Consider the following 10831-nt stretch of genomic DNA (forward strand, 5'->3'; position numbering starts at 1 on the left):
AGGGTGCCTTTTTTGTTAGGTTAACTTTGCGATCTTTTTATAGCGAAGAACTTTCCTGCTGAACTGTTTGGCTGAACACATACGCATAGATTACCAACCGCTCATCTTCCCGCTGATCTATAAATTCGATGCCATAGCTAACCAGTACACTATCACCAAGATTATCGCTTGGTTCGACACGTGACCGAACAATCCCTTTTAGTATCAGCTCCCGTCTGATATCGCAAATATGCACCTCAGATCTGCATTCGAGAGTATCACCAATTTCTGCAATTTCATTCTGTAACTCGACTCTTGCACCACTGATACTCATATCAGCAATAAACCCGGTACTTTTTAAGTTATCGCCGTGAGAAGCATTGACTGCCTCCAGAGGCTCGTGCACACCTACACGGGTAGCGCCGCGGATGCCTTTAAAGGTGATGGACTCAGGATAACTTAGATGCAATATCGGATAGGGATCGGATGACTGACTCTCAACAATTGCGGCAAAAATGCCAATGCCATTATCGATCATGAAACGTGCTACGACTTTTTGCCCGGTTCTAAGTCGCACCAGTTTACCCGCTTGCTTTGGTACGGATAACAAAATGCTGCGCCCCGGCAAACAGCCAATTAATCTGCAGGAAAAGCGTTCAGGCTGCCCTGATAAAGTGGCAGTTTGCAACTGCAATGGATAACCATAGGTCAGTTTGAGTTCTTCGAATTTCATTGCGCGACCAGGTTAATTATTGAATGTTATTTTTGTAGTCTAGCAGTAGATAATATAGTTGCAGCACTCGCAGCAAGAAGCAATTGCGGATTAACTTTAGGCTTGAGACTCCACTATCGGCTGACTTTGCTTGATCATTTCTGCCGATAAAACACCAAACTCTTTATTCCACTCGGTCAGTAACAATGCTAAAGCCAAAGATTGCTCATACAGCGATGCTAACTCTTCATATGTGTCTTTAGGCCCAAAATACAACTTTATTTGCCGATGTTTATTCGCCAGCTCATGCTGCAAATGCTGAGAGCGGTAGACCTCCAACTTCCAGCGCAGATTATGTGCAGTGTTGCGATAGTAGGCGAGCTTGGTTTCGCGAGAGATAGGACTTACTGAGTTCAATGGACCAAAAACATTGACATCCAAAGCCAACACCATAGATTCGCGCGCGGCAGAATCTGCAATCACAGTTGCAGTTCGTGCTTTACCTAACAACTGAGCCAAATCACCAAAGACTTCACCAGGCGTCACATAGTTGATGAGATCACCCTGCAATGCTTGATCTACATAAACAGCTAATTTTCCCTTGAGTAAAAAATAGAGCCAATTATCTGCATCGCCTTTTTGCAGAACAACTTCACCTGGAAGATAAGAGACAACACGCGAGGCTTGGAGCAGCAGCTCAAATTGTTTTAAATCTTGCTGCCTTACCGTTTTAAAGAATGGTATGCCCGACAATAAATGTTCCAGTGTTTCTCGCGGCATCTTATGCAGAGATTTTGATTCCATCATTTACCCGTAATTTATGTTTTTATATCAATAACCAATCGAAAAACGATTAGTGTGAGCATTCCTGTCCCAAAAAACTCCTGAGCGAGCATGATACTACTGAAAAACTATACAACAACTATCGACAAATAGCCCCTGAGATTCGCTCTGGCGCATTTTTTCTATATCATACTCGGGTTACACGGCAAAGATTCAGCTAGATAACTGAACGGCAAAGCTAACCAAGACCATAATGTCCAATAAATAGAGAGTAGCAAGACTATGCGCTTCATCCATCTATTCCGAGTTCTCATCAGTATTGCATTATTATCCCTATGTCATCTCACCCGCGCCGAACCCATGCTTAATGGTATTGGCGTTCACCAAGAATTGGGCCGCGAAGTCTTTATCGGTGCGCTCTATTCGGAATCACTCAGCAACGACGCAGACACATTGTTAAGCTCTGTGCAGCCAATGCGAATGGAACTAAAAGTCGTAGCGCCTGATGGCTTAACCACTCGCCGCTTCAGCCGTATGTGGATTGAAGGTATGGCAGTAAATGCAAGAGCAGACGCACTGACGGCGCAGGCCGACAACATGGTGAAGTTTGATGGATTATTTAAAGGTCGCTTTCTGAAAGATGATGTCATCAGCTTCAAAAATACACCCGGTGCGGGCGTTGATATTTCTGTAAATAGTGTCCTGTTGGGGAATATTGATGACAATGCTTTTTTCTCGATGCTGTTATCCACATGGATTGGAAAGATCCCACTGTCCTCAGACTACCGTGACAGTTTATTGAAAGTTGGTGATGTGGACGCAGGTCTGCGCGGGCGCTTCGCCGTTATCGCGCCAAGTGCAGCTCGTGTTGCTGAGATAAAAACCTGGGGCGCACCGCAAGTTGAGGTGGCAGTTGCAGAAGCATCTTCTTCAAAATCGGCATCAAGCGCAAAAGCGGGAGCTGCCGTTGCAGGTGCCGCGATAGTCGCAGCAGAGCTGCCTAAACCCACCATCGACAAACCCACCTTGGACATCCCTAAACCGGCAATTCAACCCGAAACACCTGCTTCTGTACCCGCGTCAGCTGCCACAGCTAGTGTTGCAGCAGTACCTGCTGCTGTCACCGCAAAAGTCGAAGAGGATGAAGAGGACGAAGGCCCGGCATTAACTGCGCAAAGCCTGTTGGCTCGACAGTTCTATGTGTCTGATGCGATCAAACTAATCCGCAGTAAAACCAAATATCCACAACGCGCGCTGGATCGTGGTCAGGCGGGAAGTGTGCGCGTCGCACTGGTCATTGATCGCCAAGGCAATGTGCTAAGCACAGATCTTCTGGAGACCAGCAAGTTTGACTTGTTAAATAAAGAAGCACTTGAGGCGATCAAACGCTCAAGCCCTTTCCCTGCACTGCCAGCAGATATTGCCGGATCACGCTTTGAATTTACTATTCCGATGCGCTGGACATTACCGGATTAAGATGTACCGTCATCGCCAACAAAAAAACCACCTTCGCGGTGGTTTTTTTGTGGGTTTTATTTTCGAGTTAGCGACCTAGGGAACCGCTGAGAAATGTTTACGGTGCAACGCTGGCTAGGCAAATTTGTTCGAGAAAGCGGAGTTTATTGAAATAAATGAGCATTTTGAGAACAAATTTAACGACGCCTGGGCAAACAAGTTAATTTTTCAGAGGCTCCCTAGCTCAATTGTCGCAGACGCTGCTCTATTACTTTATGAATCCCGCTGCGCTCCAAAGCCGAATGCTCAGCCAGACGATCCAAATGGATTGCATGCAAATGCAAACAGGGGGTTGATGCATCCAACTCGCGCAAATCGCCTTTCATCAATACCGGCAAAAATGGTTTATTCGGCGGCAATTTTTTGCGCACTATATCCAAGCCCATTTGCAATGGCACCGCGCGATATTTCACTGTGCCGCTGCGAAACGGAATGCGTAAAAACAAACAGGGGCGCGATTGAAATACGCCGGGGATGATCTCCATACCGGTCGATGTCACCGCCGATTCAGGAATACCATTAAAGGTATCGTGGGGGGTGTAAGGGTTCGGCAAAATCACCAGCTTGCGCGCCTCTTCCTTGGGAAAGAAAATATTGTAGTTGGTGTAAAGCTGATCCACCGAGTTGGAGTAGACACAGAGTTTATTCTCAAAGCCCAGCACAAAATCCACGGCGCGCTGGCGCTGATTAAACGCATCCAGATCCCAAATAAGATCCTTATTGTCGGAGTTTTCTATCAAGGCTTAACCTGTTTCGGCTTTTGTGTGATTGAGTTTGAGTATAGCTGAGTGTGACGAAAGCCACATAAAACTTGGCGATCAGGAAATTAATGATCCAGAGCTTCAACCTGCTCCAAAATCCAACGAATCTGAGTCAAACCTGTTTCACTAAAGAGAAAACCAGCACGCGTGTGGCCGAGATATTCTTTTTCATCGATAGCCGCGCAAGCATCGCGAAAGGGTTCCAACTCAGGGCAGTGACGAAAGGACGACGATAAAAAAATCGCCCAATCATTTTCACTGGCCTGCCCCACCAGCACTTTTTGCAAGAGCCGGATAAGGTCAGTTTTGGACCTTTGATAGTGCGGTGTTTTTACCCAAAGCAGTACGCCTATAACACTCAGGAATACGACTAAGGTGATAATAAACACCAGCATGACGATTAATGCTCACGCGTCGCACGGAAAACTACGTCAGGGTAACGCTCTTGAGTAAGTGATAAATTAACGCGCGAAGGGGCGAGATAGGTCAAATGTCCGCCACCATCCAGCGCAAGGTTTTCACCGCATTTGCGTTTGAATTCTTCGAGCTTTTTCGAATCGCTGCACTCACACCAACGCGCCGTAGTTACATTGACTGGCTCGTAAATAGCCTCGACTTTGTATTCATCTTTCAAGCGATAGGCCACCACTTCAAACTGCAACACACCCACTGCACCCACCACAATATCGTTATTGTTGACGGGGAAAAATACTTGCGTTGAGCCCTCTTCTGACAACTGCTGCAAACCTTTTTGCAGCTGTTTCATTTTCAGAGGATCTTTCAAACGAATGCGACGGAAGAGTTCTGGCGCAAAGTGTGGAATGCCGGTGAATTTCAGATTTTCACCTTCGGTAAAGGTATCGCCAATCTGAATAGTGCCGTGGTTGTGCAAACCGATAATATCGCCCGCAATTGCCTCTTCGACCGCGCTGCGATCACCCGCCATAAAGGTCACTGCATCGGCGATGCGCACATCTTTGCCCAAGCGCACGTGTTTCATTTTCATGCCCTGCGAATAGGTGCCGGAGCAGATACGCATAAACGCAATGCGGTCGCGGTGTTTAGGGTCCATGTTGGCTTGAATTTTAAAAATAAAACCGCTGAATTTTGCCTCGTTCGGTTCTACTGCACGCTCATGAGTATTGCGCGCACGCGGAGTCGGTGCCCACTCAACAAAACCGTCGAGCATTTCGCGCACACCAAAGTTGCCCAAGGCCGTGCCGAAAAATACCGGCGTCATACGCCCGGCAAGATATTCTTCCAACTCAAATTGATGAGTGGCACCGCGTACAAAATCAATTTGCTCGCGATAATCCTCAGCGTAAGCGCCCATAAATTCAGTGGCTTCGGCGCTATCCAAACCTTTGATTTGAATATCGTCGGGGATGGTGTGACCAAAACCTTGTTGATACACATGAATCACGTCGGTATAAAAGTTGTAAACACCGAGAAATTCTTTACCGCTGCCGAGCGGCCAATTGATAGGCGCGGCAGTAATTTTTAATACGTTTTCAATTTCATCCAACAACTCAACTGCATCGCGACTTTCGCGATCCATTTTGTTGATGAAAGTGAGAATCGGCGTGTCGCGCAGGCGGCAAACTTCCATCAATTTAATGGTGCGATCTTCAACACCTTTAGCGCCGTCGATCATCATCAATACCGAGTCCACCGCAGTGAGTGTGCGATAAGTATCTTCAGAGAAGTCTTCGTGACCGGGAGTATCGAGTAAGTTCACGATGCGATCTTTATACGGAAATTGCATCACCGATGAAGTCACCGAAATTCCGCGCTCCTGCTCCATTGTCATCCAGTCAGATTTTGCATGGGGGCCGCGTTTACCTTTTACCGAACCCGCCAACTGAATCGCATTACCCCAGAGCAATAGTTTTTCAGTCACCGTTGTTTTACCGGCATCCGGGTGGGAAATAATCGCAAAGGTGCGACGCTTGGCAAGTTCAGCAGTTAAGGTAGTCATAAAAATTTCGCGCTGTAAAAGTAAGAAGAAATTAAAAATCGGGATAAAAAAGTGCGGGAATTATACCCTGTGAGTAAACCGAGAAGTGCACTATGGCTCAGCGGCCAAGGTTTGTTGTTGGATATGTTTACGCAGCCACAACCAAGCCCATAATCCGAGCAAGCCATTAGCCAATGCCGTTGCGACAAAAATACCCGTCATGCCCCACCAATGTTGCCCCAACCAAGCCAGCGGTAAGTACACAAACAATACACGTCCGGCGGAAATGATCATCGCGGGCCAAGGGCGACCCAGTCCATTAAATGCGGCGTTCACGGCCATCACCAATCCATAGGCACCGTAGCTGATCGGCACAATCATGAAATAAATTGCAGTAATCGCCACAACTTCTGCGTGATCACCAAATAAACTTGCGATTTCCGATCCGAAAATACCCAGCAATATCGCCAGTAATAAACCAAATGCCAAACAAAACACGGTGAGCACACGCAATGCTTCAAACAAACGTTCCAACTTTCCTGCGCCCAGGTTTTGCCCGAAGAATGGCCCTATTACACCGGAGAGCGCATAAAAAACGATAAGCGCTAAAGGCTCGATACGCATGGCGATTCCCAATCCAGCAACTGCGTCTGTGCCATAAGCAGCGACCATCGCAACCACTATGGCGCTCGCAAAGGGAATAATCACGTTGGCAACCATCGCCGGTACACCAACTTCCACTATGGCCCTCCAGGAATCTTTCAGCTTTTCCCAAGGCAAAAATGGATTCACCAACATATGTACGCGCGCATGCAAAATGTACAGCGCTACCGCTAGCATCAAAACACGGGTGATTAGCGTTGCCAAGGCTGCGCCCTGCAATCCCAACGCAGGAAAACCCAGCAGGCCAAAGATCAGGATCGGATCCAGAATCACATTGAGCAGCGCCGCCCCGCCCATTAAGTAGCCTTGCACCTGACTCATCCCCATCGCACGCAGTGCGGACAGGCACACCATCGGCACCATCAAGCAGGGCGCACTGAAATACCAAATGGACATGTAGGAGCGAATCAGGGGAAGCAGATCGGGCGTTGCACCCAAGGCGAAAAACAACGGCTCAAGAGTCAACCATCCCAACAAACAAACCGTTACAGAGATGATAAAGGTCAAGCTCATTGCATCGGTAGCAAGGCGGCGCGCCTTGTTGGAATCGCCCTCACCAATAGCTCTGGCAACTGCAGATGAAGTGCCCGCCCCCAAACCAATCCCCAAACTGGTGAGCACCATAATCACCGGAAAGGTAAAACTGAGTGCAGCGAGCGGCGCTCGGCCTAATTGCGCGATAAAAAAGGTTTCAATCGCATTGAGCGACATAGTCGCAGCCAAGCCCCAGACCATTGGCAACGCCAGAATTTTGAGCTGTTCAGAAACCCGTCCTTCGGTGAGTGTGGCTTGTAGGGGGGCTGTCATAAACGCTGCCGAGAAAATAATAAAAATGCGGGCTAAAAAATGGCGTGCAGTATACACCAGTCGCCGTTTCAGTCCCCGATTTCCCTTGCGCCTAGTGTGTTAAACGAGACCATCTGTTAGACGCGACAAAGTGTCGCAGGATAGATTCTGCTGTTTGGCAGATTGCATAGCATCAGTTCGCTATAATCGACGCCAATAAACGATGATGATCAAATTACCCATGCCTCAGAACACCATCATAAACGCACCTTTTACTCTTGCTGACCACGCCCAGCACTTGGGTTATTGGGTGATTATCCGCACCCTTATTTTGATTTGTCTCGGCTTGGCGACAGTATTTTTTTTGTGGCACGGCACAGTCAATCTCCCCTTTACCGAAATATTCACAGCGCTGGCTATTTTAACCACTATCAACCTGTTGACCTTCATCCGCCTGCACAAACCTCTTGCTGTGGCGCCGATGGAGTTTTTTATCCAGTTATTGGTGGATTTGGCCTGTTTAAGTGCGGTGTTTTATCTCAGCGGCGGAGCCAATAATCCATTCGTCTCCTATTTTTTGGTGCCGATTTGTATTTCCGCGGCGACTCTCAGTGGCGCCTACACAATTGCGATTGCAAGCCTGAGCGTGTTGAGTTATTCGCTGTTGTTATTTTTTCATATAAATCTGCCTGCACTTTCGCCCCACCATCATCATTCAGACAACTCCATCAACTTGCATGTGCTGGGAATGTGGCTGAACTTTTTTATCAGCGCCTGTTTGATCACCTACTTTATTGTGAAGATGGCGCGCGACCTTCGTGCACAAGAAGCACAATTAAATCGTTGGCGCGAGGATCAATTGCGCGATGAGCAAGTCATGGCGGTTGCCACTCTCGCAGCAGGAACTGCACACGAGCTGGGAACGCCCTTATCAACAATGAAACTTCTGCTCAGCGAATTGCGTTCCGAATACAAAGAGGTGCAACCGCTGCAAAGTGACTTGCAACTCCTGCAAGAGCAAGTCAATCAATGTGCAAATACACTGCGCGAATTGGTTGCCACTGCGGAACAATCAAAAGATGGAAAGCAACCAAGCGATAACATTCAACACTATTGCAACACGCTTATCGAGCGCTGGAAAATTATGCGCCCCGATGTGGTCGCACAGATTGCCTATCGCCCCAACTGCCCGGATATCAGCGCTCAATTTCATCCGACCATTGCTCAGGCGATTATCAATCTTCTTAATAACGCCGCTGATGCCAGCCCACAGGATATTGAAATTGATATTCATTGGAGCGCACAAAAACTTTTTTGGACCATAAAAGATTGCGGAGCAGGAATCGCAGAAGAAGTTAGTGCTCACATTGGCAAATCATTTATCTCCACTAAAACCAAAGGTTTGGGTATTGGGCTGATGCTGACGCAAGCGACGATCAATCGCTACGGTGGCACTGTATCGCTGCATCATCGCCAACCACAGGGAACAATCACTCAGCTTGAGCTACCGCTGATCCTTGCGGCAGAGCAGGAACCAAATTAAATATGGCTGACTCCATTACAAATTTTTTAATTGTCGATGATGATACAACTCTGGCAGGAATGCTTGAGCGCGTATTACAGCGGCGTGGTTTCACAACTAAATCAGCAAGCAGTGCAGCACAAGCGCTCCAACTGGTTGGCAGTGATCAGTTTGAAAAAGCGATTGTCGATTTAAAACTGGGCAGTGATTCAGGCTTGCAATTGATTCGTGAATTAAAATTACAACAACCTGAAATGGCGATAGTCATGCTGACGGGTTATTCGAGTATTTCAACCGCTGTAGAAGCAGTAAAGCTCGGGGCGGTAAATTATTTATGCAAACCCGCCGATGCGGATGAAATTCTTGCCGCATTTGGAGAGCAAAAGCAGCAAGCAACTACAGAGTTAAACTACATACCGCTGTCTGTTGATCGACTGGAGTGGGAACACATTCAAAAGATACTGCAGGAAAATAATGGAAACATCTCCGCAACAGCGAGAGCCTTAGGGATGCATCGCCGCACATTGCAGCGCAAACTACACAAACGCCCAGTCAAACAGTAATGAGACTATTACTATCGCAACTGACGGGCCATTAAGAGTGCATCTTCATGGCCATTAAGGGTTGGGTAATAATTTTTACGCTGGCCGACCTCAAAAAAATCCTCTTTTTCATAGAGTGCAATCGCTTTACGGTTAGACATTCGCACCTCTAAAAAAAGCATATCAGCTTTATCTTTAACGCAATCAACTGCGTGGCTTAACAAAAGTTGCCCAATCCCTTTTCGCTGGTAAGCAGGAGCAACAGAAATATTTAATAATTCTGCATCGCCACCGCCATGAGTCACTACTACATAGCCAGCTAAAACGCCTTTATGCTCAGCAAGCCAGCATTTTTGTCGTCCCTTTAAGCAATCTTCAAAACTGGATTGTCGCCAAGGATGCGAATGAGCACTGCGCTCCAGAAGCATTACCTGTGGAATATCCTCTGCCGCGATTAAACGGAATTGCAGCAGCAAACCAGTATAGGTTTCATACTCAAGAGAAAGAGCTTCGGTCATTATTTGCGTCGACTGATAAAAAAGGAGTTAAAAAACTACGGAAGTGAAGCCCAAACTTTGGACTTATGGGCAGGATTTTGTAATAGCTGATTAAGGCTCGGGAGTATCAATCCCTGCAAAGGTAAATTATTAATCGATTGAACAGTCCAAAAAAGGAGAGATAAATCATTATCCATATTTACCCAGTAACGAGCAGCATTCTCCCCCATCAACCAAAGCCTACTAATAGGGCGCAATTCGTTTTCTACCGCCAACCAAGTCTGCAACTCATTGCGCGCATCGTCTTCTGTACGCGAAACAAAACTGTTCTCAATCATCGGCCAACGCAATACTTCCTCTACAAGCGAAAATTGACTAGATCCCAAGTATCCACGTAATAAATTACTCAGTAACAACTCAGTAGGTAATGCCAAAGTTGTATTTCTGGAATCGATAATCAAAAAGCCAGGCTGAGGGCGATAAATACTAAGCGAGAAGGGCTGAACAACAGGGGCCTTTTTAACTTCCAACTGCTGCAAAATTGCAGCAGCATTACTAATAGCTGGCGCCTTTTTAGGAATATCTAAATCAATAAGCGTCGATGATAAAGCAGATGCAGAACGTTCTTGCGGTGCTAAGACGCTCGATAAAATCGACGAAGAAGGAATAACTGGTTCGCCAGCGGCAGAAAAGTCTAACGACACTTCCGGCATCTCGCAGGCAATTGATACAGGCGCAAAAGGCATTACCCAGCGCGGTGCGTAATTGTCTATTCCTAACGAGGAAAGGTATGCCTGTCTCTGAAGCTCATTCATGACGAAATCAGGTTCCAGCCTGCTGTATTGATCTACTCATCGAACCACAAACGATACATTAAAGCATTAACAGCAACTAACTTTTTTATGTTTTTTTTAAAACTTCTGAACAGAAATTCAAAAAAATCAACATAAAAAAACGCCCTACAGAATTCTATAGGGCGTTTTTAGTATTAGAAGCTTGACGATGACCTACTCTCACATGGGGAGACCCCACACTACCATCGGCGCTAAGTCGTTTCACTTCTGAGTTCGGGATGGGATCAGGTGGTTCCAACTCGCTATGGTCGTCAAGCAAT

11 protein-coding genes and 1 rRNA gene are annotated in these 10831 nt (G+C 46.8%); 3 read left to right on the top strand and 9 right to left on the bottom strand.

Features of this window, described 5'->3' with window-relative positions; translation table 11 throughout:
- Positions 1-37 precede the first annotated feature (37 nt).
- Positions 38-712, bottom strand: a complete 675-nt coding sequence (locus SPL68_RS11860; RefSeq protein WP_323815363.1) for a flagellar brake protein — start codon at positions 710-712, stop codon at positions 38-40.
- A gap of 96 nt (positions 713-808) precedes the next feature.
- Positions 809-1444 (bottom strand): cyclic nucleotide-binding domain-containing protein, encoded by a 636-nt coding sequence (locus SPL68_RS11865; RefSeq protein ID WP_323815364.1) that lies wholly within the window; start codon positions 1442-1444, stop codon positions 809-811.
- 312 nt (positions 1445-1756) lie between these two features.
- Between SPL68_RS11865 and SPL68_RS11870 the strand changes: the two genes are divergently transcribed.
- Positions 1757-2950: a TonB family protein gene (locus SPL68_RS11870; RefSeq protein WP_323815365.1), complete on the top strand. Its 1194-nt coding sequence runs from the start codon at positions 1757-1759 to the stop codon at positions 2948-2950.
- 218 nt (positions 2951-3168) lie between these two features.
- Here the strand turns inward: SPL68_RS11870 and SPL68_RS11875 are convergent, their stop codons facing one another.
- The 4 genes from SPL68_RS11875 to SPL68_RS11890 all read right to left on the bottom strand — a co-directional run bounded on the left by SPL68_RS11875 (position 3169) and on the right by SPL68_RS11890 (position 7177).
- The gene (locus SPL68_RS11875; RefSeq protein ID WP_323815366.1) at positions 3169-3729 is read right to left on the bottom strand and encodes a hypothetical protein; all 561 of its coding nucleotides are present in this window, start codon (positions 3727-3729) and stop codon (positions 3169-3171) included.
- A gap of 86 nt (positions 3730-3815) precedes the next feature.
- Complete coding sequence (locus SPL68_RS11880; protein WP_323815367.1) at positions 3816-4145, bottom strand: hypothetical protein; 330 nt, start codon at positions 4143-4145, stop codon at positions 3816-3818.
- Positions 4146-4150: 5 nt separating this feature from the next.
- A complete protein-coding gene (locus SPL68_RS11885) occupies positions 4151-5728 on the bottom strand; it encodes a peptide chain release factor 3 (protein ID WP_323815368.1) in 1578 nt (525 codons plus the stop codon).
- 90 nt (positions 5729-5818) lie between these two features.
- Positions 5819-7177 carry an MATE family efflux transporter gene (locus SPL68_RS11890; RefSeq protein ID WP_323815369.1) on the bottom strand — a complete coding sequence of 453 codons (1359 nt, stop codon included), beginning with the start codon at positions 7175-7177 and terminating at the stop codon, positions 5819-5821.
- Positions 7178-7397: 220 nt separating this feature from the next.
- Between SPL68_RS11890 and SPL68_RS11895 the strand changes: the two genes are divergently transcribed.
- Positions 7398-8699: an ATP-binding protein gene (locus SPL68_RS11895; RefSeq protein WP_323815370.1), complete on the top strand. Its 1302-nt coding sequence runs from the start codon at positions 7398-7400 to the stop codon at positions 8697-8699.
- Positions 8700-8701: 2 nt separating this feature from the next.
- The gene (locus SPL68_RS11900; protein WP_323815371.1) at positions 8702-9241 is read left to right on the top strand and encodes a response regulator transcription factor; all 540 of its coding nucleotides are present in this window, start codon (positions 8702-8704) and stop codon (positions 9239-9241) included.
- Between the two features lie 11 nt (positions 9242-9252).
- On the opposite strand, the gene rimI is transcribed toward SPL68_RS11900, so the two are convergent.
- The 3 genes from rimI to rrf all read right to left on the bottom strand — a co-directional run bounded on the left by rimI (position 9253) and on the right by rrf (position 10827).
- Entirely contained in the window at positions 9253-9738 is a 486-nt protein-coding gene (rimI, locus tag SPL68_RS11905; protein WP_323815372.1) for a ribosomal protein S18-alanine N-acetyltransferase, read from the bottom strand.
- Positions 9739-9773: 35 nt separating this feature from the next.
- Entirely contained in the window at positions 9774-10532 is a 759-nt protein-coding gene (locus SPL68_RS11910) for a hypothetical protein (RefSeq protein ID WP_323815373.1), read from the bottom strand.
- Positions 10533-10711: 179 nt separating this feature from the next.
- Positions 10712-10827 (bottom strand): 5S ribosomal RNA (gene rrf, locus SPL68_RS11915).
- Positions 10828-10831: the final 4 nt, after the last annotated feature.

Source organism: Cellvibrio chitinivorans, from assembly GCF_035117775.1.
Lineage (GTDB): Bacteria > Pseudomonadota > Gammaproteobacteria > Pseudomonadales > Cellvibrionaceae > Cellvibrio > Cellvibrio chitinivorans.

Bases quoted from the DNA above. Each gene is read 5' to 3' on its own strand.
- SPL68_RS11860 (WP_323815363.1), bottom strand. From the start codon at position 712: ATGAAATTCGAAGAACTCAAACTGACCTATGGTTATCCATTGCAGTTG.
- SPL68_RS11870 (WP_323815365.1), top strand. From the start codon at position 1,757: ATGCGCTTCATCCATCTATTCCGAGTTCTCATCAGTATTGCATTATTA.
- SPL68_RS11880 (WP_323815367.1), bottom strand. From the start codon at position 4,145: ATGCTGGTGTTTATTATCACCTTAGTCGTATTCCTGAGTGTTATAGGC.
- SPL68_RS11885 (WP_323815368.1), bottom strand. From the start codon at position 5,728: ATGACTACCTTAACTGCTGAACTTGCCAAGCGTCGCACCTTTGCGATT.
- SPL68_RS11890 (WP_323815369.1), bottom strand. From the start codon at position 7,177: ATGACAGCCCCCCTACAAGCCACACTCACCGAAGGACGGGTTTCTGAA.
- SPL68_RS11895 (WP_323815370.1), top strand. From the start codon at position 7,398: ATGCCTCAGAACACCATCATAAACGCACCTTTTACTCTTGCTGACCAC.
- SPL68_RS11900 (WP_323815371.1), top strand. From the start codon at position 8,702: ATGGCTGACTCCATTACAAATTTTTTAATTGTCGATGATGATACAACT.
- rimI (WP_323815372.1), bottom strand. From the start codon at position 9,738: ATGACCGAAGCTCTTTCTCTTGAGTATGAAACCTATACTGGTTTGCTG.
- SPL68_RS11910 (WP_323815373.1), bottom strand. From the start codon at position 10,532: ATGAATGAGCTTCAGAGACAGGCATACCTTTCCTCGTTAGGAATAGAC.